The following is a 24,431-nucleotide window of genomic DNA, read 5'->3' as shown; positions in this document are numbered from 1 at the left end:
TTTATTAATAGACTAAGCGTAAACCTATTTAAGACCTTTGCAGTTGGCATAGTAGCTCACCGTAGCGGGCCAATCTGAGAAAATACCTTGGACACCGACGTCCTGCGCTAGTACGTCAATATAATTCATCATATCACCATCATTGTTGATAGCATCACCAAGACCGCTATAGTACCAATCGCCACCATCCGTTAATGGCCCTGAACGCTCTATCGACCAAGTAATGATTTTTAGACCATTGGCTTTGGCTTGTTTTGCGTATTCTGATGGTTGCATATTTCCCTTACCATCAGTAGTGACTAGCAACCAAAGTGCTGGAGCAATGGTGTTAATGCCGCGTGCTTTGATATCAGTCAATGAGTGCTTCCAAGTGGTTGCGTCATTTTTATCAAATGTTTTATTCTTAGCGGTCTCATTGCTGTCATCAATAAGATAGACGGCATTAGCACCATAAGCTGGCTCGTTTTTGATCCAGTAATCCAGATCTTCTATATTAAATGACTGGGCAAATACATCGCTTGCAGGTACATTCGCTGCCTTATAAGTATCTATCAGCTGTTGACGGTAATCGTCCAAACGATAGCCGTCAAACGGCATAGTCACTACAGGTGCTTTTAGCTCAGGCGTGTGCTTCATACCCAGCTTGCGAGCCAACGCGATATGCTCTTTTAAAGTTAACACTTTACCGTTTTGCGAGTACAAATCCGTTCGCCAAGGCGCGGTTGCATTCATATATTCACTAATACTGGTTGCTTTTTTATTGGCAGCATCCATCTTACCCGTCAAGGTTTTAAACTGAGCGGCACTGATATCTGAGGTGCGACATTCGATACTATCGGCATTGGTAAGTTTGCCTGTAGCGTCCAATATGGGCGGTACAGTGCACTGCTTGGTCAGTGGCGTGGTTAGTATATTAGTAGTGGTGTGCAAATCATTTTGGGCATGACGACAGACAAGCTCACCGTCATTGGTAAAAGCGACATCACATTCCAAGATTCCAGCACCCATTTGTGCTGACGCCACGTAGCTATCATAAGTATGTTCAGGCAGCTGTAATGGCGCACCTCGATGTGCAATAGAGAAGTCTGTCTTACTTGGCATTTGCCCTCTGCATGCCTGTAGCTCTTCTTTTAGCGGTCCCTCATCCATATCATTTATCAGGTAAAACGGACGCACTCCATAGGTATATGCGACAGGTGAAGACAATTGTGGTTGCGCTGTCGATAAAGGGGCTTTTGATGTGAGCATTGAGCGGCTATCGGTAGTGCAGCCTACTATCAATAATGAGCTGATCAGCGTTAAAGGTAAGGCGATATTAATCTTATTAACCTTGGCCAGCGTGTGCTTACTCAGCTCAAGCGCTGATTTATTAGAAATTGTCATGTAAAATGTTCCTGCAAAATTATAAAAAATCCCATCGGACGTATGGATAGGAATTAAAAGATTAACGTTTGACTATTGGTTGCTACTTGCTAAAAGAGACTAAAGGTCGTGCATTCTTATAAGAACTTAGCATTAATGCGGATACAATTGTAGGCACATGTACTAAAGAATAGACAGCTGACAGTATTTGAGCTTGACAGTATTTAAACTTGATAGTACTGAGCTTGTCGGTCCTAAAATCATACGTATCTTCTTATACTGTTCTCATTTTTGCTTTTGTCCGTTTAGTACCTCACTATTGACCATACTCTCAAACTAACAGATGATATTGACCATATAATGACACACACATTATTTTGGCAAAAAATATAGAAATGCTTAAGGCATATCTCACTACATTATTAAGGATAACTATGAGTAACTATTTAGACGCAGTCGTCGTTGAGCACAATCCCTCTCGAAAAAAGATAGATCGCGCAGTGATATGGTTGCACGGTTTAGGTGCTAGCGGTCATGATTTTGAGCCAGTGGTACCGCAGCTTGGTTTGGCTGATGATATGGCAGTACGTTTTATCTTCCCACATGCACCTAAACGCCCAGTCACGGTAAATGGCGGCATGGTGATGCCAGCATGGTACGACATCATAGAGATGAGTCTAGAGCGTAAAGTAGATGTGGCTCAGATTGAAGAGTCTGCTCAGCAGATACAAGATTTGATCAGTCGTGAGATAGAGCGCGGCGTGTTACCAGAGCATATTGTTATCGCAGGGTTTTCGCAGGGCGGGGCAGTTGCGTATCATGTGGCACTTGGTTATCCAGAACGTTTGGCTGGCTTGATGACGCTCTCTACGTACTTAGCGACCAATGACAATATTGAATATAGTGCTGCCAATAAAGACATGCCGATTTTGATTGAACATGGTTCTCATGATCCAGTCGTGCCTGTCATCCTAGGTGAGCAAGCCCAGCAGTTATTGTCGGCAAAGGACTACAATGTGTCTTACAATACGTATCCGATGGCACATCAAGTCTGTATGCCGCAGATTCAAAATATCGGCAAATGGTTAAACACTGTTTTGGCGTAAATTATTAAGCTGTAACGTAATGTAATGCAGGCTACTTATAGGTTGAAACCTAACCGATATCTCCTATATAATAGCCAGTCTTATTGGGGATGTTCTGGCTTCGACGCTGGTGATGAAACTCAATGATGCATGTCGAGAGTGTATGTCCTCTCGTTAATCAAACATATATTGTTATAGTCGCAAACGACGAAACTTACGCTCTAGCAGCTTAAACCCTGCTTACTTAGTTGCTGATCACCTACAGTTGGTTAACTAAGTTGAAGCGTCCGCATGTAGGCTCGCCACAAGTGATTGTCTCAATTGCTTGGGTTCAAAAGTAGAGAATCGTCCAATCCATCCTGACTGTCGGATCGGTGCGGATTAAAACTAAAGACAGAAACTAAACATGTAGATTCATGAGCGTAATGCTGGCGGACGCGGGTTCAACTCCCGCCATCTCCACCAAACACTAATAAAGGGCTGACCGTCATAGACTGTTAGCCCTTTATTTTGGGCGTTTTTTGGGTTTTCACTACCTCGTAGGGGTATGGCGAACCATATAGAATGTTGGTATTATTGTTGGTATTAGAGTTTATACACACTCTCAATACCAACAAAGGATAGCCCAATGCCCTTAACTCATACCGTCATCAATAAGCTACAGCCTAGTAGCACCTCGATTGATACAAAGCGACCTGACAAGCATAGTGACGGTAACGGGCTGCAATTATGGGTGCGTTACACGGGCGTTAAGTCATGGATCAGCGCATACCGTTGGCAAGGTAAGCAGCAAACCCTCACTATTGGCACTTATCCCGTTATGAGCTTGCAGAACGCAAGGCAGCGCAATATTGAGATCAAACGCTTAATAGCTGATGGTGTGAATCCCAAAGATCATAAGAAAGAGCAACAAGCCAGCCAAGACGGTTTAAATGTTTTCGATAACATAGCCCAGTCATGGTATGCAGAACGCAAAACTTACCTAGCAGAAAGCACCTTTACCCGTAATTATTCCGCCTACATGCGCGATGTTAAGCCCTCCATTGGTCAAAAGAACATCAACGACATAACTGCGCCTGATATATTAGCCATTGGCAAAGCAGTAGAAAGCCGTGGTGCTAATGAAATGGCAAGGCGTACCATTAGAGAAGTAGGACAGATATTTAAGCACGCTATCCGCAATGGACTAGCCACACATAACCCAGCCACCGACCTAGCCGAAGCAATCAAACCACACAAAACGATCAACCATCACCGCATTACTAGCCAGCAACTGCCAAAGCTACTAACAGACATCAATGCTTATCAAGGTGATGTACTGGTGAAGCTAGGCTTATGGTTTTTATGCTATACGTTTGTGCGTACCAATGAATTACGCTTTATGGAGTGGTCAGAAATTGATTATCAGGCGAATGTATGGCGCATACCAGCCGATAAAATGAAAGCCAAACGTTTGCACATTGTACCGTTAGCACCGCAAGCAATGGCGATACTGGAGCAGATCAAAGAGCTAGGTTTTTCGGATCAGTACGTTTTCTTTAATACCTCAACTCGTAAGCCATACAGTCAAAGTGCATTTATTAATGCCCTATGGAATATGGGCTATAAAGGCAAAATGACAGGGCACGGTTTCCGTGGGCTTGCCAGTACCACACTACATGAAAAAGAGTTTATGCACGAAGCGATAGAGCTACAGCTGGCACATGACAGAGAGAACAAGATAAGCGCAGCATACAATGGAGCGCAGCACCTACCATACAGAATAGACATGATGAACCAGTGGGCAAACTTCATTGATGATGCTTACGCTGGCAAGCTGGACAACGTGATCCGTGCAGACTTCAAACAACAAACACAAAAGCATGGCTAATATCATGCTGTAACGACCATGCAAGGCTAGGACTAATTACCCGAACGACAGCTATTTACACACCCTTATGCTGTCACTGCCTTGCACCTACTTTGATTAAAGGGTGTAAGGGTGTGAATATGAGTACTTTAATTGATGAACTAGAAGCTCGGAAAAATGATTACATCTTAGCATTAGACTTAATAAACTTGATTGTAAATTCAACCAACAGTACAACTCATGAGGTGGTTAGTTACCTTAATATACATAACTTTGAAGAGAGTATAGCTGTGTATCATAAGGTCGGGCGTTATAGTTTTGAGCCTTATGATGATTACTCACTAGGTTTACTTAATGAGGCGCACATAGCTTACTTTAAAAAATCTGATGTAATGACTTTTGAGCCAATTACTAAGCATGGTATTTTTAAAAATGAAATTCAAGCGCATAAAGTCGCGATAAATGCTAGGCAGTCAAAAGCACCGCCACCGCCGAATCATATCAAAGCAAATGTACCGTTTAATCAAAAAACTATAGGTGATGTAATTGAGGCTGAAAAACAAAAAGAGCCTATTCTGCCTAATGAGTATCAACGAATAACCATGCTTTATGATTACTTTACACCACATGAAGCGGCTTGTTTTATTGCAGGCTTACACCCTAACTTCGACGGCTGTAATGATGGGCTTGAAATGGGTAATAGTGTTGTAAGGGGTGGTGTTAAAAGTGGCAAATTAATAATAGATGACGACTGGAATATCAAAGGTGATGAACTAAAAGTATTTTTACACACCAAAAAATGGATAATGAAAGGTTTTAATGACGATCTATCGAACGATACTGACAAAAACCCAGTACAAGTGATTACAGAAACGCAAACCAAACCCCCAAGCAATGACCATATTATTAAAGAACTGGCAGCCGCAAATGCTAAAGTAAGAGAACTCGAAAGCCAACTGTTAAAAGCTGAGTTAGCAGACAAACAGGCTGGTAGTGTCATACTTTCAAACACTGATATGCAAAATGTAAAGAAAGCAGCTATCAAGCAGTTTAATAGAAGCCTTGCTACTGTATTGATTGGGTTAGACTATAAAGACAAGTTAAGAAAGGGTGATATAGCTAACTATATAGTGCCGTACATGAAAGAATTAGCATTCATACTTGCTGATAAAGATGAGAAAAAAGCAGCCAACTTGACCGTAAGTTATGACACTTTGTACGATACTCATTTAAAAAATTTAGATTTCAAACAAGGCAGGCAGAGCAATGATGATAAGAACAAAGTAAATATTGATCTTTTATTCAAAAAACAATTACCCGTCACGGAATAAACACCCCGTTAAATGCCTTTTACAGCCCGTAAGCCCTCTATTTAGAGGGTTTCTTGTTATCTATTCTATCCATATCGCAGCACATCGCAGCGGTACAAATCATACGATATGGAGCAGTTAAGATGACAGGCCCAACCCAAAACACCACAGTAATTCCTTTTACTGATAACACCTCTCACGATACCGAATCAACCAACGCAAACAATCTAGCTATGCAACTGCCTACTACTGGCATGGGCAGAGCAAAGGACATTTTGCCGTTTCTACCCTTTAGTAAAACTACCTTGTTTGAATGGTCAAAAGATGGACGTTTTCCAGCACCTGTTAAGCTGTCACCAACGATGACCGCATGGACTTATGCCTCGGTTCACGAATGGATCAATAAACACACCTCAACCACTAGCGAGGTGTAGGTCATGCAAACACAGCAACCAAAAAAGAGTTATAAGCAGATTATCAATAATCACATGCTGGCAGGTAATAGCCTATCCATTTATAAGGCATACGATCTATATAACATTGCGTGTTTTTTGCAGCGCATCAGTGATCTAAGAGCTGATAGCGTGATTGCTCAAGATGAAATAATTAAGCAGAATGGCAAACGTTTTAAGCGGTATTGGATAGATCAGCCAACACCGCAAACCGTAGAGGGGGTGTAGTCATGCTTATTATCTCAAACAGCAATATAGGTATGAAAGACGAGCTTTACTCACTCAACGACCTACACAGAGCGAGTGGAGGACTTAAACGACATCAACCAAGTAACTTTATTCGTAGAAAACAAACTCAAGAATTAATAACTGAAATAGAGACTGAGAATTCTAGATCCTCAGAAATGAGGAGCTTAGAGCCAATAAGGGTTGTAGAGGGTATTCAGTTGGACGGAGCATCACAAGGCACATTTGCATGTCGTGAGCTTGTCTATAGCTATGCAATGTGGATTAGCCCACTCTTTCAACTACTGGTTATACGTGCTTTTGACTCAATAGCTAATCAACAAAAGCAACTTAGCCAGCGCCTCCATGACTTATGCCACGATCTTAAGATTGTTGATGATGAACTCACTAGCGCAGGGCGTTTCCTTTGCATTGGTGGTAAGCAGATCAAGCCACAAATACAGCAAGATATTAATAGCACCCTAAAGCAGATGCAACCCAGCCTTCTTAACGTGGAGGAAGTAAGAAATGAGCATAGATAAAAAAACCAATCTAAAAGCCGACCATGGGAAGCACAGCGAAAGCCAGTCCCACAAACGTGGATTACTACTTAGGTTTACTATCTTTATAGCATGGGTGGTAGGCATTGGCTTGCTACTGTCATTGGTAGCTTGCCAGATAGTCAATGTAAAACAGATTGCAACCAATACCAACAATGGTTACTATACAGACCTCTTAAAAAAACACGCAAGCGGCAAGCCAAGCCGTGAATTATTGGCTTTTTTTGTGCTTGATAATAGCGCAGCCTCTCAAGCTGTCCCTACCTACTCAAGCATAGCCCCATACGCTTATTTAAGCGTATCAAGGGGGCAAACCATCATATCCATAGCAAATCACTTGCTAACCTACTATGACGGGTTGACGCTGCAAAATAAAATAGCCGTAAGGCGAATATGCAGGGCGGTTGCTTGCGTGACCGAGAGTAAGACCTGTCACCCTATACTTTTACTGTATAGCGTGACACATACTCAAAAAATAACGCAAGGAGGGCATAATCATGCCTAATTCAATCAACATAATCTCAAATATTCAAACCAATAACATACCAGCCAATCAAGCCGTTAACAGTGTACATGATGACGGCTTGTCTATCGCTCAAAGTAAACAGCGAAAATTTAAAAAATGCATAGCCACGCGCCAGCCTAGCCAATCACAGGTAAGGGGGGGGCTAGATGAATAACACACGACAAACCACCACCCATGAAAAAGCCCGTGCATTTAGCACAGGCTTTTTAGAACTTCTAAGTAGTTTTAATGCAGCCACACGGCAAGGGCTAGCAGACGATACAATATTAACCAGTCTATATGATATTTATGAGCAATCAGGCATACAGAACAAGCTATTATACCTTGATAGTAATATTACCATAGCCGTAGGGATTGATACAGGCACGATAGCGCCCACGGCTGGCACGATAGGGCTAGTATTGAGTAATAACCAAGACGACCCCGTCACCCTTGCCAGCATGACACCCAATAGCAGCCAAAAGCCATTAATCATTGACCGTGTGCAGCCGTCCGCTTTAATCATTGGCACGTTAGATAGTGGTAATGAGCTTATAGCGATTAATGACGCATTAGAGGACGTTGTAAAGCTGGCTTACTACCTCATAGCTGATAATGTCACGCTACTGGTAAGCCTTGATAAGCTGCTATTTAATAGCATGGTCAGTCACTTTGCTGAAGTTTATCCCGTGACTATCTTTACTACTTTAGATCAAAAAGACAAAGTTTGTAAGCCGTTCAAAGGCGCAAACGTCAAAGCCATTGTTACCAGTGATAGAAATGTATTAGAGCATTTAGAATACAGCGAGCTAAGCTATAGAGAGATATTAGCCCTTGATGATACAACCATACTCGATCTACAAGCTGAAATATGGGGTGAACCTGAGTCACTAGCCAATAGCCCAAACAAGCCCACGCCATACCCTATAGATGCGTTCACAGGCTTACTACAGCACGTTGTTAAGGCAGTAGCATACTATACGCAAGCACCGATAGCTATTGCAGGTCAGTGTGTTTTAGGGGCATTAGCACACATGGGGCAGCGGTTTATTGATGCACCAATGGGGCACGGTCACATGCCAACCAGTCTAATATTAATCACAGAGGGCGAAAGCGGATCAGGCAAATCACAAGCTATGGGCTTAACTCACTTCAAAATACGTGAGTATGAAAAGCAGCTATATGCTGATTATCTTATTGAACTGTCATCATGGGAAAATGACAAGGCAAGTCTAAAAGGTAAAGAGCTAGCCGACTTCTTAGAATCCAACCCAAAGCCACAAAACCCTAAGACCATGTTTAAAGAAGCGACCATTGAGCCGATACTCGATAAATTTATTGATGGTAGTATCAGTAACGCTTCATGGACGACAGACGAAGCAGCTCAATTCTTTAATGGGCATACGATGAAAGGCGATACTGCAGGCAGTGCTTTATCATCATTGACGACCCTCTATAGTGATGGTGAAGTGTCCCGTTTACGCTCGCAGAAGTCTGCCTATGCAACACCGCACACGGACGCTTATAACGTGCGTATGACACTATTGCTACAAGGACAGCGTGTTATCTTAGAACCAGCACTAGCCGATCCTGTGATGAATGGACAGGGATTTTTAGCCCGTGCTTTGATTGCTTGCCCTGAAGATTTGCGTGGTCAACGAGTATGGAACGATGAGCAGCGCAATAATGACAGCCCGTATGACAACCCCTACTTAATAGACTACTGGGCACGCTCTCAGAGCTTACTTGATCCATCACCAGCCAACCTACCCAGTGACAGCATAGGCGCACCGAAGCGCATTAAAATGCAATGGGCAGATAAACAGACTAGGCAAGTCTTTAGTGACTTCAAACAGGCGATAGAGGATAGGCAAGCACAGGGGCGGCCGTTAGAGTATCTAAAAGCGTATGCATCACGTATGGCGGAGAATGCTAGCCGTATCGCGTCATTAATGGCTTTCTTTGATGGACGTCATACAATCACTACTGATGATATTAAACGAGCGTTTATGTTGGTGGAGTATTCCACAGCCGAACGCTTGCGCTACCTTGATGCAACGCCTACAGGTGAGCAGAACGACAGTGAGAAGCTAAGTAGCTGGCTAGTGGATAAAGCGAGGGGTAAAAATCCGCCTATTTTGAATAAGTCGTTTGTGTCACAGAACGCACCCAATACCCTAAGAGGTAAGAAACTTAATGGCTTGCTCGACGACTTAGAGAGTATGGGGCATATCAGGTTAGAAAGTGAGGGGCGCAGGCGTTTAGTGTTCATTAATCCTAAACTAATTAATGAATAGCTAACCTTAGCTACCCCTAAAAAGCTGCTAAATTTGCTAAAATTTATCTAGCCCTTGCCAGTCAAGGGCTTAACTTTAGGTGGTGCGCTGCTAAGCATAGCTAAATTTGCTAATCTATCGCTAAACTTAGCCAAAATAGACGAACTTTAGCAGAGCTATAGCAACTTTAGCTACCTTTAGCAGGTAGTGAGCTAACCTACAAGACTTGACAACAAAGGCTTATGACCAACTATAGCAACTATAGCGACTTTTTAATTGATTAATAGAGCGCGCTTAACGCAAGGTAGGCGATGAGTAAATAGTAAAAATCGTCACTAGGGCGGTTAGAGAGAAGCTTGAGTAGTTATTCGCAAGTAATTAAAAGCCTTATTACTAGCAATAAATTTTTGGTTATGCGTAAGTAAAATTTAATATATCTTCATATAGTTTCTTTAGGTCATCAGACTGAACAAACTTTAAAGGTATGTTAGTACGGTCTGCCATATATTTAACATTATTTGATGTTTTATTTATGTGCTTGATTATGTTTGTGTAATTCTCTTCGCTAATGTCACTATTATCAGGTGTGGGGCAATAGATAAAGAATCCGGCTCTGCTTTTTCCTCCCGATATCTCACATGCTGTTTGTAGGTTCATGGCGCCAAGCGTATCTAGGTTATATCCTAAATAAGCTTCTGGAATGAAGTCTGCTGATACCAACGTACCAAAAAAGTTGTTTTTGAAAATATCCCCATGTTTCCAAATAGGCATATTTATCTCAACTTTGCTATCACCGCCAATAATAAAAGGATCTTCACGCAAGATATCCTTGAAGCCTTCTGGGTTGGCTTTGCGTAAATCTTTGAATAATTTTTTACGTAAAGAGTCGGTATTTATTGATTGACGTTGGGTTGATTGAGTCTCCATATGATCGCAAATCAAATTAATATACTGTCCATACAAGCTAGATAGTATTTGGTCAATAGTTAAGCCTTGAGTAAATAAGGGTGCGGAATAACTTAAATGAGGTGAAGCAATAACAGTATCGCCCAATTTCACAGCGATATCTTTTGCATAGTTAAGCATATTTTGAACTTGGGTCGCACCCTCTTTACCGTATAAGCACTCAAAGGCCTTAGCATTTTTTAACATACGAACATGACGATTGTCTTCATTATCATGAAATACGATGCCAATATTAAAGGTTTCCTGAGCAATTAAGTTTGGAGTAAATTTAATTACTTGGTAATGGCCAGATACTCTATGCTGTTCGGTGTTTTCTAGTAAACTCTTCCAGCTCATCACTAACTACCCCAGTAAACCATAACGATTGCTTATTAATTCGTTCACATTATCCGTTCGCCATTGTAAAAAATCCAAGAAAGATTGCCAATCTTTTTTATTATTTGTGGCAAAGTTATCTATCCAGAACTTCATCTCAGGTAATAAGTGTTGATGTGACAAGAAATAATCTTCAGCAACGGAGATGAAGCGATTACCTTTCCTGACATCAGACTCTATCTCATTTTGATTAATTGAAGCAAGTTGGTTTGAGTAATTGAGTTGAGGCTGGAGAGAGCTGTAATTCCAGTTTGGATTACTACTATCCTCAGTTGCTAGAAATCCATTGTCGATCATACAAAAAAGATTATCTCCCGTATGAATAAGGTTGCGCGGATAACGGTCAGTATTCGCTATTACCTCATCAAACACAACAGCCTTATTAAAGTCTTTCCATTTTATTATCTGATTGCGCAGCCAGTCATTTAAGGTATGAAACTCGTAGTGTGTGCTAGTAGCTGCCGTGGTAAAAAAAGCAGGTAATGTTTCTTCCTGATCAACACACCCCTGCATTTCTTTGGTAAGTAACGAATAAAAAGGACGAAGCATTTTAGTTGGTACTAAGGCAACTCCTGCAAATTCTGGCTGAGGTATATTTGAAATTGTGCCATATAAATAACCAAGAATCTCATTCAGCAAACCACGATTGCCTTCTTGTAACGAGTAAAATTTAAAATATACAGAATGAGGTTGATTGTTTAGAAGCAAGCTACCCGTTAATACGTTGCTAATAGGGTCATTTTTTTTAGCTTGAATAATGCGCTCTATATCAAACGGCATAACAAGATTTAGTATTTTTTTCATAACAACATCCTATGATTAGTTGATCATCTCAACTTTTTCTTATGCTCTTAAAGAAGACTGTTTTGAATTATTGTCATTAGAGAGTCTAGATTATCCCAGCCCGCATCCACAATTCTTGTTGTCAGGTGTTTTATACTCTCAGCGGGTAGCTCTCGAAGCGCGTCGATCATTGTCTGTTTACGTTCAGTTGGTAGATTAGAGGACAGAATCATAGACTCTAGGATTGTCCTAAACTGTTCGGCTTCAAACTTAATAGTCACTACACCTAAGATGGCTGATAGCCCGCCATCATCTGCAAGAAAGTCCATGCCTATATGAGTGATAGAAGCCAAATGGGGTTGGAAAGATTCACCTTGCATAGACGGCGATACAAGCAGGCTCTTTTCAGAAATGAGTTTATGATCTTTGAGGTAAGCCAAGTTGGCGATGAACTTATAGTAATCATCACTTCCGTAGTCATATTTTTCACTAATGTTTACTGATGAGGGGTAGGTTTCACTTAATTCAGTCAAAATAGCCAACTGCATTTCTCTATCTAACAGCATAATCACGCCCTTATATTAGTCTCAATCCAAAGGCCTCAGATTACACATACCTTCAGCCCTATCTCTCTAGCCTCATCCAAGTCAGCACCTTTCTTACTTGTATTACTCATAGTTTGATAAACCACATGCTAATCGTTGTTAGCAAACAGCTAAAGATTAGTCGACTTTAACCGATTAGTAAGCTTTGAGCAATATCGGCAAGCAACTATAAGCTACGACACACTGTAGATTGCAGCATTATATGCACAACAGATAATAATAAGCTTTAGATTTTGTTCTAATTTCAGATCTAGTCAAAGAACTATCACTGGAATTTGACCATAATAAAAATGGTTGATGCTCGCACTCCTGACAGAGGGTGCTATTTTTCGGATACGTTAGAGGGGGAGCTATAAATCGAGATTGAACAGGCAAACCAATGAACACCGCCACCATTCACACGCACAAGAAAAAAACCGTTTCAAACAGAAGTTAAAAAGACTTTCGCAACAAGTAACGTAGGCGCGTGACTTTTATTAATCATGCTAAGGTATGGTTCATAGAATGGATAAATATAGGTGGATAGATGAATAAGTTAATCTTCATGATCTTACTATCATTGACAGCTTGCCAACCTATTGAGGATTACGATAGTGATACTGATGATTTTGTAGCGGTTAGTGATATTTTCTGGTCGTCTAATGGCAATGTTAAACCATACCCTTTTACTGCTAAATCTGGACATATTGCTTGCATTTTTAATGGAGTAGACTTTTACCCCGATGATACGGCTAATGATGAGTCAAGCATAGGTTGGCCACTGAACAAGGTAGCTCAATATAGTCTAAAATCTAGTGGTATGAAGCCAAACGTGGAGAATGCTATCAAGCCTAATGCTGATTTGTCTGAAGCTATTAGAATGGGGTTAGATAGGTGTAAACAGGTACAACAGCAATTAGATGAATTTAGATCAGAGATTGGTTAATAGAAAAAGCAAACTTGTTTAATGATTTAGATGTATTGACTGTAAATATATTTTGACAGACTTCAAGATAGCTAAATCCATTAAGTAAACAAAACAATGTTTTCTCTATATTTAGTGATGATAACAGCTTGCTAATACATAGAGCAGAGATAACCAATCATAGTCAATTTTTCGTCATTTTTCGTCACCCTTAGACCTACTATTTCGTACATATTTTTTATCATTTAGGTACACTTATTTTCAGTTATTTAGATCACTTTAAGATACCCGTCTGTCCCACGCAAAAACTAAGGAACAGCAAAAAGAATCAAAGGTAGGCGTTCATCGTCTGCCTTTTTTTGTGGCTGATACTTCTATTCTTATAATAGTAGGCTAAAGGCAATCGCCCAAAACCCGACAAAATATAACTGTATTGTTGTATTATGAGGGGATATAAAAACCGAGGTCTAGTCCTATGACGCATGTTAGCGCATTAAATGATTATGTAGCAGGCTTGCCAGCCGATAGATAAAAAGCGATCAATAATAAGTAGAAAATATTAAGCCAGACTATTGATCTTGCCAAACTACGCAAAACAAAATAGTTAAAACAGACTGAACTTGCCGCCATGATGGGTGTGTCACAAGCCTGAATATCAAAGGTAGAAAGCGGTAAGAATATTCAGATATCGACCTTGCAAAATTATGTCAGAGCATTAGGTGATGAGGTGAGTATTATCGCTAAGATGCCAAACAGTGTCATTATATTGATATAGCACCATCACCCTATGGGCGAACCCTCAAGACTTTCCAGTCTTGTTTAAAATTTACAATTTAATCAACTTATCTATTAATACAACTTAGGGATATCTATGTCAGATAGCAATCACCAATACGTTAGCGATTACGTCAATAAAGTAGCTTCAAGAGTTAAATTAGGTCATAGCTCAGAACATACTTTCCGTAAAGATTTAGAGGATTTGATAAATCATCTAGCGCCTGAGGTGATGGTGACCAATGAGCCAAGCCAAGTCACTGATTGTGGTAACCCTGACTTTTTGATTAGTAAAAAAGAGATTCCGATTGGCTTTATCGAAGCCAAAGACGTAGGCAAGGATTTAGGCTCTAAGCTTTACAAAGAACAGTTTGATAGATATAAAGCCGCCTTAGACAACCTCATTATCACTGACTATCTACGCTTTCAGTTTTATGTCAATGGCGAGCGCATTCATGAAGTGTGTGTCGGTGAGTTAGTCGCTGGAGTGGTACAAGCGCATGATAGCGAGTTTGAGCGTTTGGCTGAGTTACTGCGCGACTTCTGTGTCTATGTTGGACAAACTATCAGGTCAGCTCAGCGTTTGGCTATCTTGATGGCTGGCAAGGCAAGACTGTTAGAGAATATTCTGTATCAAGCACTGACCAGTGATGAAGATAATAATGCCAATACCGACTTACGTGATCAGTTCAATACCTTTAAGTCTGTCCTTATTCATGACTTAACCCCCAGTGACTTTGCCGATATTTATGCGCAAACGCTCGCTTATGGCATGTTTGCCGCCCGTCTGCATGATGACACCTTAGATACTTTTAGCCGTCAAGAAGCGGCAGAACGCATTCCCAAAACTAATCCGTTTTTACGAAAACTATTCTCTCATGTCGCTGGTGTCGATATTGATGACCGCATCAAAACCACTGTCGATAACTTAGCGGATGTATTCCGCGCTACTGATGTTGCCGCTATTCTAAAAAACTTCGGTAAGACCACTCAAACGCAAGACCCGATTATTCACTTTTACGAGACTTTCCTAGCAGAGTACAACCCCAAATTACGTAAGCAGCGTGGCGTTTGGTACACGCCTGAGCCAGTAGTAAAGTTCATCGTGCGTGCTGTGGACGATATATTGAAGTCTGAGTTTGATTTACCTGAGGGTATCGCTGATACCAGTAAGATTGAGATAGAGAAACAGACACAAACCCCTGATAGTCGTACTAAGACGGGCTATAAGATGGTCAAAGAGCTAGTCCATAAGGTGCAAATTCTTGATCCAGCAACGGGCACGGGTACATTCCTTGCTGCCATTATTCAGCATATTTTTCATGAGCAGTTTGAGAGTATGGGCGGTATGTGGAGTAGCTATGTTGAGCAAGACCTATTACCACGCTTACACGGCTTTGAGCTACTGATGGCAAGCTATGCAATGGCACACCTCAAACTAGATATGTTATTGACCGATACGGGTTATGAGCCGATTAAACCCAAGCGTCTGCAAGTGTACCTCACCAACTCACTAGAAGAACATAACCCCGACACAGGGACGCTGTTTGCTGGCTGGCTGTCTGCTGAGGCGAACGAAGCTAACGCTGTCAAACGCGATGCGCCCGTGATGGTGGTTATCGGTAATCCGCCTTATGCGGTAAGTAGTACAAATAAAGGAGAATGGATTGAGAATTTGATGACTGACTATAAAAAGAATTTGAATGAGCGCAATATTCAGCCTTTATCAGATGACTACATCAAATTTATTCGTTATGGTCAGCATTATATAGAGAAGAATGGTGAAGGTGTCTTAGCTTTCATCACTAATAATAGCTTCGTTGATGGCATTATTCATCGGCAAATGCGTAAGCACTTATTAGAGACGTTTGATAAGGTTTATATCCTTAATTTACATGGGAATACTAAGAAAAAAGAAACTGCACCTGATGGAAGCAAAGATGAGAACGTGTTTGATATTATGACGGGTGTATCAATCAATATTTTTGTAAAAAATCATAAAAAATCAAGTGGTTTAGCAAGATTATTTACTTACGATATATTCGGTAAGAGAGATTATAAATATGATTTCATCAATAACTCTAGTATTTATAATACAGACTGGAATGAAATAGATATACAAGCTCCTGATTATTATTTTGTCAAACAAAATACTCACGATAAAAAAGCATATGTCGTTGGTTTTGATATTTCCAAATTATTTAAAACAAACTCTAGTGGCGTTAAAACTCATCGAGATAATTTTATTATTGATACTAATAAGGAGAGTTTACTGAATAGAATAAAAACTTTTTTTGATGATAAGTATTCAGATGAAGAAGTTAAAAACTTGTTAGATTTGAAAGATAACAGAGACTGGAGTGTTTCAGAAGCTAGAAAATCTAAAGTGGACGAAAAATTTATCAAGGTAATGAGTTACAGACCATTTGACCATCAGTTCATCTATTATGATACTTCTTTGATTGATTTTGCTCGTGAAAATACTTTAGGAAATATAAGTAAAGATAATATTGGAATTGTATTTTCACGGCAAGCTACCGCAGCTGAATGGTCATCTATTCAAGTTGAAAATAAAATTGTCGATAATAGATATCACACAAGTTATAAAGGTATTCCGCAACAAGCACCTTTGTATTTATATCCTAAAGATGAAGCTAAATCAACCCGAACCCCAAACCTTGATCTTGAAATCGTGTCAGACATTGCCAAAGCCATTGGCTTAACCTTTACTAATGAAAAGTCTGATGAGGCTGGTACGTTTGCTCCGATAGATATTCTCGATTATATCTATGCGGTATTGCATAGCCCAACATATCGTGAAACTTATAAAGAGTTCCTAAAAATTGACTTTCCCCGCGTGCCATATCCTAGCAATGCCGATACTTTTTGGCAGTTGGTGGCACTCGGTGGTGAGCTACGTCAAATTCACTTGTTAGAATCTCCGAAGCTTGTCGCACAGATTAAGGCGCTCAGCCTTGGCTATCCAATAAGTGGTAATAATGCGGTTACTCGCAAGATGACCAAAACCAGCATTGGCTTTGAGCCTGACGAAGCAGATAGCAGCATTGGCAAAGTTTGGCTTAACGATACTCAGTATTTTACCAATGTGCCGTTAGTGGCATGGGAGTTCTATATCGGTGGATATCAGCCCGCGCAAAAGTGGCTAAAAGATCGTCAAGGTTTCACCCTCAATATGAGTGATGTTAAGCATTATTGGAATATCATTGCAGCTCTCAGTTTGACTGCCGATATGATGCAGCAGATTGACGCGATAGATGTGGTTGGATAAGACAGCATAACCATCGCGCACAAACCCATTAAGGCAATATAATAAGAGGTAAGCGCTTGCCTTTTCTATGCTGGCAAGCATGATTGCACTACCAGACTGTCCGCCCTGACGAAATCCAGCACGTACAGCTGATGCAATTATGACTTGGCTATACTTCAATAACTACAAGGTGCGTTACCTGCGCGGTAAACGCATCAAAAACGCAATCTAATCATAGTTAGAGATACGCCAAATGTGCGCTTTTATGAGCGTGAAAACGTGTGTTTATGCGCGTAAAAGCGCACATATTGTTCAGCTCAAATTACATAGTGGATCAAATTTCGCTCGTTCTCGCGCGCGCCTTGATGCTTATTGAGCGAAAAAATATGCCGTAACATGGACGTTACGGGGCTATACAGGCAACACGCACAAAAAATGCGCGATAAACGCTTAACTTTTAACGACATGGCGAGCGAAGTTAAATATATCGAGCGAAATTAAGCGTGGCATCAAATAACAGCACATCAACGCAATAAGTTACAAATAACATCTAAGTAAAATAGTCAGTATTCAACAACAGCTAAAACTAAAATCTATTGTTGGTATTATGGTTGGTATCGTCTATTTTGAAAATATTAATAGCTTTTATTATCAATTGCTTATAAGTATGGTTTAGTTTCCGCCATCTCCACCAAATATTAAAAATCCGATCACTTAGGTGGTCGGATTTTTTTTGTTTAAATTTTATGGTTAATTAAACGAGTCATGATGCTAATGAACTTTTAATGAGAAAATAAAAATTATTTATATAGAGTAATCATTACGTCTTTAAAGTTGAATCACAATTTTTTGTTGTCTATGGAGAACATAATATTAACTTGTCTTAAAGAATAATTCTGATTATTCTTAGTTGAGGCCCATTCTTCGCATCAGGCGATGCAGTAGCAAGAATAAGCGGACTTTCAAATAACTACAGGGAATGTATTATGTTAGGAAAAATGATGTATCAGCCATTGCTGATCAGTGGTCTAATCGAACACGCTGCCCGTTATCATGGCGATACGGCGGTTTTGTCCAAAGAAGTCGACGGACAGATGACTCATACCAATTGGCGCACTGTCTCAGACAACTCAAAACGATTGGCCAATGCGTTGGCTACACTGGGACTTCAATCATCAGAACGCATAGCGACCTTGGCTTGGAACAACCGTCGTCATCTAGAAGCTTGGTATGCGATTTCAGGTAGTGGCATGGTTTGCCATACTATCAATCCACGTTTGTTCCCCGAGCAGCTTAGTTACATTATCAATGACGCTGATGATCGTGTACTGTTTTTTGATACTACTTTCCTGCCGCTAATTATGGCAATCAAAGAGCATATCAAAGGTGTTGAACACTTCATTTGTCTAAGTGATCGAGATGATAGTATCGTCGAAAAACTGCCTAATGTACTGTTCTTTGATGAGCTATTAGCAGAAAACTCGACTGACTTTGACTGGCCTCAATTCGATGAAGCGACCGCCAGCTCTTTATGCTATACCTCAGGAACTACCGGTAATCCTAAAGGGATTTTATATACGCATCGCTCTTCTGTGCTGCATGCGATGGCATTGTGCATGCCTGATGTCTCCGCGCTCTCTGCACAAGATGTGTTGCTACCCGTGGTACCGATGTTCCATGTCAATGCGTGGGGCACACCTTATGCAGCTGCCTTGACTGGTTGCTCTCTCATACTTCCTGGTCCAAATCTCGATGGTGACAGCCTAGTATCTCTCATCGATGATTGTCATGTCACGGTTGCTTTAGGTGTTCCAACGATTTGGCAAAGTCTATTGACCGCTGCCAAAGCCAGAGGTAGTAAGCTTGATAGCATGACGCGTACCATTGTCGGAGGAGCAGCATGCCCACCATCGGTCATCAAAACGTTTAGAGAAGATTTTAATTGTGATGCAGTACATGGCTGGGGCATGACAGAAACCAGCCCACTTGGAACGATGAATCAAATAAAAGCCAAGCATAAATCGCTGAGTAAAGATGAGATTAATGAGTTGCGTAACTCTCAAGGTCGTCCACCTTACGGCGTTCAGCTACGTCTCATAGATACTGACGAGCCGCTACAGCGAGTCGAAGAAGATGGTATGTCTCAAGGTCGTTTACAGATTAAAGGGCATTGGATCATCAATGATTATTACACAGAAAATCCTGATGCGATAACTGAAGATGGTTGGTTCGACACAGGCGATATTGCAACCATTGATGCCGATGGCTATATGAATATTCGGGATCGCTCAAAAGATTTGATTAAATCTGGTGGAGAATGGATATCGTCAGTAGAGCTAGAAAACATCGCAGTCGCCCATCCGCAGATAAGAATGGCGGCCGCTATTGCTGCAAAGCATAAAAAGTGGAGCGAACGTCCAGTACTGATTGTGGTGAAGGAGCCAGATTCAGAAATCGATGAGTCGCAAGTACTGAGCTTTTACGAAGGTAAAATCGCCAGCTGGCAAGTGCCTGATAAAGTCATATTTGTAGATAATATTGTGCTGAATGGCGCTGGGAAAATGGTCAAAAAAGACCTGCGTGATGATTATGGCAACGTATTATTGGATAGCTGATTTGGCTGTTAAGAGCATAAATTGATAATGCTACTTGCCAAACCAAGTGTGTAATCTAGATAGGTTTTTTAAGAATACTGGTATAGATGAGTAGAGCGTTTAAGATGCTCGTCATCTATATCGCTTGTCATGATCAGTATTTTAAATGAGCACTGAGAGATTCATGCACATCAGATGCATGGATTGGGATAGATAGAGCAGGACAGTATGGAACGCCAGATACAACAAAGCCCCTGATATCAGGGGCTTTAGCTGTTCTATAAGATAGTATAGGACTATGTAATGGTACCCGGAGCCGGACTTGAACCGGCACGCTATTGCTAGCGAGGGATTTTAAATCCCTTGTGTCTACCAATTTCACCACCCGGGCAAAACTTGTTTTATCTAAAATGTAAACTAGCTGATAGACCATCTAGTTACTAGATAAGTGGTCGCTATTATAATCGGTTGTGATAATAATGCAAGCCAAAATTAACGTAAAGTTAATAAATAATTGGAGGCTGGAGTCGGAATCGAACCGGCGTTAACGGAGTTGCAGTCCGCTGCATGACCACTCTGCCATCCAGCCAATCAAGGTCGCCTATATTAGCAAAAATATAGTAAATTACAAGTCCTTTTTTAATTAAAAACAGCTTATTTATTATCTTATCTATATTTAGCTCCAATTTAGGAGCGTTTATACTGTCAATAGGCTTTTTTAAACTATTAGTAAACCAGTCTTTAATGATGATGATTTAAAATATAATGCGCTAAACTATATCTCTATTGTCACGTTTGGCACTTTTCACATCGCGATAAGTGGCCGTACAAATTAATACGAGTACGCCAAGAGTAATGGCAGGCCAAATTAAGATATATAAGCCGTAGATAAAAACGTTGTCCATGATATCTCCTTATAATATTGCTAAGTAAGTAGCGACTAGCCAAATACTACTGGCTAATCGGTACTCGGATAAAGCGACTTTGGTTTAAGATTTAAGTGACGATGGTATTTCCGATTTTTTATCGTAATTGCCCACGCGCTGCTTAATTAAGTCGAAGTCGAAATGTTCGTCTCCCATCAGGCTGATAATCACACAGACGACGGTACTAGCACCGTAAGCCGTTAGAGATGCTAGCAGGACCATATATTGACGTAAGAAGCCAGTAGCGAAGATAAGCATCAGCACAAGCGTGATAGCTGCGGCGACCATGCCAATCTTACGACCTAAGAACCCAAAGACCATTAGACCAATAACGACGGCTGCACCGACACTAGCCAGTATTTCAAAGAATAGAGCGGTGACACCAGTGATTGGGAGTAATTCGAAACGGGCAACGCAAAATAAGAGTAGTCCGACGATCACTGCTGAGGTAAAGGCGGTATTGGTGACGCGATTCCAAAACACACTGGCGATGACAGGGAAGACAATAGCACCCCATAGTGCACCAACAAATACTAGCATAACGAGAATATCAAGTTTAAAGCTCGCAAAAATTAATCCAGCTGCCGTCGCAACAATCATCGTGCCGCGACCAATTAGCATCATCGTTTTAGGTTTAACATGGCCTTTTTTGGCGATGTTTTTACCGTAGACATCCGCCATCATAATAGTTGATAGCGCTGATAAATCTGAGTCAGCGGTTGAGGACAATGACCCAATCACTAAAATAAAGAATAAGGCGATAAAGACAGGATGCAGATAAGTACTGACCATTTGAGGAATGAGGTTATTCATATTGCCATCGAGTGGCTCCACGCCAATCGTCACAGCCATTAGTCCAATCATCCCAAGACCAATAACGATACCAGCATAGCCGACTGTAGCAGTGATAAACGTCGCTTTAATCTTAGTTTTATCAATCGCAAATAGTCGCTGAGTGATGGTTTGATTACCGATAGCATATGCTAATACAGCGACAAAATAAGGTGCACCTTGTTGAAAGAATGCCTCAGAGGAGAAGAAGTTCTGCTGCTCTAATGTCAGGTTTGATAGTCCGCTGACCATAACCTCAGGACCACCCATGGCAAATAACACGGCGGGAATGATAACAATACCAATGGCCATTAGAGCGACTAATTGGGCAAAATCTGTAAAGACAGATGCTCTAAACCCTGATGTCAATGTATAACTCAGTACACCGATACCTGCGATCATTACCCCTGTTTGGAACGATAATGGCGACAGGACTGACACCAATGCTCCAGCAGCGGTAAAGTTGACCATCAAGCTAATTAAACTGCCCATAATATTGGATATGGCTAAGATTAATTGGCTTGATGAACCGTGGCGGGCATGAATCAGTTCACCTAGTGTATGACCGTCTGGCGCCAATTCACGAAAGCGCATACCGAAAGGGTAGATGAATAAAATCATCAATGCACCCCAAAAGCCATAATGTATCGGCCCTGAGACGCCGTATTTATAGCCAGAGGTGGCCGCGGCGTAAAATGAGGCGGCCCAAATCCAAGTGGCGGTCATACTGGCTGCACCCATACCGAAGCCAACACCGTGACCTGCGACCATAAACCCAGAAGTTGTCTCTTTATCTTTTTTGATTAATAGAGACAGTAAATAGGTGCCGCCATAAAATGCTAATAATAATAAAATAATCGTCAATGATGAAAATTGGAACAATGACTCAGTTTTCAAACTCAGACCTCGCAATTGTTAGTTGATGAATAAAGTTCGGTAAAAATGAAAGATACCAAACCATTAGGAATACAGCATAGCTTACACAGCCCTCATACCGAACATATGTGGCTAATATGAATAGCGAAAATACCAACTGTAGTGGTAAGCAAATGCTAAGTGTCACGCCCAAATCTTAATGAGACAAATAGTGTCAAATCAAAAAGACAGGGGGCTACTCTCAATAGGCGTCAGTTAATGGGTAAACCATCACGCTATTAATAGGCATACACAAAGGTAGCTACATGCTAAAGAAAACTCATGTGAGGAGTGTCTATAGCGGAATTACGAATAAGCACTAAGCCATGATGGAATGACCCGAACTCGATTTAGACAGCCTTATCAGCTGTAATAAACAATAGCTGAGAAATATCTACTCATCTATTGCGATTGATGTATTACTAAGCGGTATTAATAAATAAAACTACATATTTGTTAAGTACCTGTAACATATTTGCGCGATAAGAGTAACCTATTATGTCACCAACCTCAAACATTATCCGATATTTACCAGATAATTATCTAAGATGACATATAAGTGTTTAATTAAAGAAATTTAATAGGATGTTTAATAAGGTATTGAAAAATAGTGGTTTATTATGAGCAGCATCGAGTGATATATCACTATGAGCTAAATTATAAGTATGAGTAAGTAACTAAAGCTTTCATTAAAAAAATAGATGATGAGCGATAGATGATGGTTGCTCTCAACGAACAAGTAGAAGTGAATTTTTATATATTATCTTGTTTGGTGTAGTAAGTGACTCGGTTATCACGTAAAAATCCAGCCAATCCAAGGCCATAACGCTCAGCCACGCGTACAGCTGTACTGGTAGGTGCTGACATGCCAACTAGCCACGGGATTTGACTTCGAATAGATTTTTGAACCAGTTCAATAGATAGACGCGAAGTCATAAGCACACAGCTAACGTCTGCTTTTTGGCGTAATTGCCAACCGATAAGTTTATCGAGTGCATTGTGGCGGCCTACATCCTCAAATAAATACAGCTGCTGATTATGTATCGTTGCTGCGGCATGTACCGCACCTGTCAGCTGATGTGTATGCTGCGCGGCATCCACTTGTTGACGCAGTGCCAATAGGTAGTCAAGACTTGGAACAGTCGTCTTAGCACTATCGTTGCTTGTCGATTGATTATGGTCGGACTGTAGACTGCTTTGAGAGTAAGTACTTAAATCAGGCAAAGCTTGAGATAGACCCGTAATACCGCACATACCGCAGCCTGTACGCCCTGCGAGCTGCCGTTTTTGTGCTTGGATACGTTGATGGCAGCGTTGGCTTAATACTAACTCAACGACATAGATATCGTAGTCTTGAAATTGTTCTAAGCTTTGCTCAATTGATACTGAATCAAGATCTTCGTCATTCGAATCTTGCGCAAACTGCTGATAGCTAGCTAGATCTGCAAGGTGAGTCACTTCCCAGTCGAGTAACTCGTGACTGTATTGAATTAAGCCTTCGCTAAATAAGAACCCAACCGCTAAATACTCTAACTGATGAGGACTGGCCATCAGCACAGCATAATGAATTCCATTAATGATGATAGAGACCGCAGCTTCTACGGCTAAGCTAGTGTTCTGAGATTCGATTTGAAGATGAAAGTCATTATTAGGGCCACTGTTAACTGAGGGATAATGATGCTTTTGTGCTAAATGATTACTAGCAAGTGGTGTCTCTGACAACCTATTATCGCTAGGAAATCCAGGGACAACTCTCTTAGTGCTAGTTGAATTATCTATCATAGCGGGGTCGATAAAAGCCTCACTTTGCTCAGCGTTATCTTCAATGGTTATCACGGTTTATTATGGCCTAAAATTATGAGTGTG

Annotated in this window: 20 protein-coding genes, 2 tRNA genes and 1 other RNA gene; 14 read left to right on the top strand and 9 right to left on the bottom strand. The window is 40.9% G+C overall.

Annotation, left to right across the window (positions count from 1 at the left end; translation table 11 throughout):
* Window positions 1–24 precede the first annotated feature (24 nt).
* Entirely contained in the window at window positions 25–1,383 is a 1,359-nt protein-coding gene (locus tag ACTXGF_RS23030) for a glycerophosphodiester phosphodiesterase family protein (protein ID WP_443532554.1), read from the bottom strand.
* Window positions 1,384–1,796: 413 nt separating this feature from the next.
* Between ACTXGF_RS23030 and ACTXGF_RS23025 the strand changes: the two genes are divergently transcribed.
* The 10 genes from ACTXGF_RS23025 (at window position 1,797) to ACTXGF_RS22980 (ending at window position 9,645) form a co-directional block, all read left to right on the top strand.
* Window positions 1,797–2,468: an alpha/beta hydrolase gene (locus ACTXGF_RS23025; RefSeq protein WP_443532556.1), complete on the top strand. Its 672-nt coding sequence runs from the start codon at window positions 1,797–1,799 to the stop codon at window positions 2,466–2,468.
* An 85-nt stretch (window positions 2,469–2,553) separates the two neighbouring features.
* Window positions 2,554–2,912: a transfer-messenger RNA gene (gene ssrA, locus ACTXGF_RS23020) on the top strand.
* A 163-nt stretch (window positions 2,913–3,075) separates the two neighbouring features.
* Window positions 3,076–4,317 carry a tyrosine-type recombinase/integrase gene (locus ACTXGF_RS23015; RefSeq protein WP_443532557.1) on the top strand — a complete coding sequence of 414 codons (1,242 nt, stop codon included), beginning with the start codon at window positions 3,076–3,078 and terminating at the stop codon, window positions 4,315–4,317.
* Window positions 4,318–4,436: 119 nt separating this feature from the next.
* Complete coding sequence (locus ACTXGF_RS23010) at window positions 4,437–5,627, top strand: hypothetical protein (protein WP_443532559.1); 1,191 nt, start codon at window positions 4,437–4,439, stop codon at window positions 5,625–5,627.
* A gap of 122 nt (window positions 5,628–5,749) precedes the next feature.
* Entirely contained in the window at window positions 5,750–6,040 is a 291-nt protein-coding gene (locus ACTXGF_RS23005; RefSeq protein ID WP_443532561.1) for a helix-turn-helix transcriptional regulator, read from the top strand.
* 3 nt (window positions 6,041–6,043) lie between these two features.
* Window positions 6,044–6,286, top strand: a complete 243-nt coding sequence (locus ACTXGF_RS23000; protein ID WP_443532562.1) for a hypothetical protein — start codon at window positions 6,044–6,046, stop codon at window positions 6,284–6,286.
* Between the two features lie 2 nt (window positions 6,287–6,288).
* Window positions 6,289–6,825 (top strand): KilA-N domain-containing protein, encoded by a 537-nt coding sequence (locus tag ACTXGF_RS22995; protein ID WP_443532563.1) that lies wholly within the window; start codon window positions 6,289–6,291, stop codon window positions 6,823–6,825.
* The gene (locus ACTXGF_RS22990) at window positions 6,812–7,348 is read left to right on the top strand and encodes a hypothetical protein (RefSeq protein ID WP_443532564.1); all 537 of its coding nucleotides are present in this window, start codon (window positions 6,812–6,814) and stop codon (window positions 7,346–7,348) included. Before ACTXGF_RS22995 ends, ACTXGF_RS22990 begins: the two co-directional genes overlap by 14 nt.
* The gene (locus ACTXGF_RS22985) at window positions 7,341–7,523 is read left to right on the top strand and encodes a hypothetical protein (protein ID WP_443532565.1); all 183 of its coding nucleotides are present in this window, start codon (window positions 7,341–7,343) and stop codon (window positions 7,521–7,523) included. The genes ACTXGF_RS22990 and ACTXGF_RS22985 overlap by 8 nt, the downstream gene beginning before the upstream one ends.
* Entirely contained in the window at window positions 7,516–9,645 is a 2,130-nt protein-coding gene (locus ACTXGF_RS22980; protein ID WP_443532567.1) for a DUF3987 domain-containing protein, read from the top strand. The genes ACTXGF_RS22985 and ACTXGF_RS22980 overlap by 8 nt, the downstream gene beginning before the upstream one ends.
* Window positions 9,646–10,035: 390 nt before the next feature.
* Here the strand turns inward: ACTXGF_RS22980 and ACTXGF_RS22975 are convergent, their stop codons facing one another.
* From ACTXGF_RS22975 to ACTXGF_RS22965, 3 genes are read right to left on the bottom strand one after another with little or no spacing between them, the layout of a single operon-like run.
* Complete coding sequence (locus ACTXGF_RS22975; protein WP_443532569.1) at window positions 10,036–10,926, bottom strand: hypothetical protein; 891 nt, start codon at window positions 10,924–10,926, stop codon at window positions 10,036–10,038.
* Window positions 10,927–10,932: 6 nt separating this feature from the next.
* Entirely contained in the window at window positions 10,933–11,769 is an 837-nt protein-coding gene (locus ACTXGF_RS22970; protein WP_443532571.1) for a hypothetical protein, read from the bottom strand.
* A gap of 47 nt (window positions 11,770–11,816) precedes the next feature.
* Window positions 11,817–12,314: a hypothetical protein gene (locus ACTXGF_RS22965; protein WP_443532573.1), complete on the bottom strand. Its 498-nt coding sequence runs from the start codon at window positions 12,312–12,314 to the stop codon at window positions 11,817–11,819.
* A gap of 565 nt (window positions 12,315–12,879) precedes the next feature.
* Between ACTXGF_RS22965 and ACTXGF_RS22960 the strand changes: the two genes are divergently transcribed.
* The 4 genes from ACTXGF_RS22960 (at window position 12,880) to ACTXGF_RS22945 (ending at window position 19,914) form a co-directional block, all read left to right on the top strand.
* The gene (locus tag ACTXGF_RS22960; RefSeq protein WP_443532574.1) at window positions 12,880–13,278 is read left to right on the top strand and encodes a hypothetical protein; all 399 of its coding nucleotides are present in this window, start codon (window positions 12,880–12,882) and stop codon (window positions 13,276–13,278) included.
* Window positions 13,279–13,909: 631 nt separating this feature from the next.
* Window positions 13,910–14,032, top strand: coding sequence for a type II toxin-antitoxin system RelB family anti-toxin (relB, locus tag ACTXGF_RS22955; protein WP_522885871.1), 123 nt, complete (start codon window positions 13,910–13,912; stop codon window positions 14,030–14,032).
* Window positions 14,033–14,128: 96 nt separating this feature from the next.
* Window positions 14,129–17,320 (top strand): type ISP restriction/modification enzyme, encoded by a 3,192-nt coding sequence (locus ACTXGF_RS22950; RefSeq protein WP_443532576.1) that lies wholly within the window; start codon window positions 14,129–14,131, stop codon window positions 17,318–17,320.
* A gap of 965 nt (window positions 17,321–18,285) precedes the next feature.
* Entirely contained in the window at window positions 18,286–19,914 is a 1,629-nt protein-coding gene (locus ACTXGF_RS22945; RefSeq protein WP_443532578.1) for a long-chain-fatty-acid--CoA ligase, read from the top strand.
* A gap of 283 nt (window positions 19,915–20,197) precedes the next feature.
* On the opposite strand, the gene ACTXGF_RS22940 is transcribed toward ACTXGF_RS22945, so the two are convergent.
* From ACTXGF_RS22940 to ACTXGF_RS22920, 5 genes are all read right to left on the bottom strand, one after another.
* Window positions 20,198–20,284, bottom strand: a tRNA-Leu gene (locus tag ACTXGF_RS22940).
* 124 nt (window positions 20,285–20,408) lie between these two features.
* Window positions 20,409–20,482: transfer RNA gene (locus tag ACTXGF_RS22935), tRNA-Cys, on the bottom strand.
* A 181-nt stretch (window positions 20,483–20,663) separates the two neighbouring features.
* On the bottom strand, window positions 20,664–20,798 hold the full coding sequence (locus ACTXGF_RS22930; protein ID WP_211181310.1) for a putative transporter small subunit: 135 nt from the start codon (window positions 20,796–20,798) through the stop codon (window positions 20,664–20,666).
* Between the two features lie 84 nt (window positions 20,799–20,882).
* Window positions 20,883–22,532 (bottom strand): sodium:solute symporter family protein, encoded by a 1,650-nt coding sequence (locus tag ACTXGF_RS22925; protein WP_224737969.1) that lies wholly within the window; start codon window positions 22,530–22,532, stop codon window positions 20,883–20,885.
* Window positions 22,533–23,318: 786 nt separating this feature from the next.
* Entirely contained in the window at window positions 23,319–24,401 is a 1,083-nt protein-coding gene (locus ACTXGF_RS22920) for a formate dehydrogenase accessory sulfurtransferase FdhD (RefSeq protein WP_443532580.1), read from the bottom strand.
* Between the last annotated feature and the right edge of the window lie 30 nt (window positions 24,402–24,431).

This window comes from Psychrobacter sp. 1Y6 (assembly GCF_052258385.2).
GTDB lineage: Bacteria > Pseudomonadota > Gammaproteobacteria > Pseudomonadales > Moraxellaceae > Psychrobacter.
This window is presented reverse-complemented; position numbering and strand designations above follow the sequence as displayed.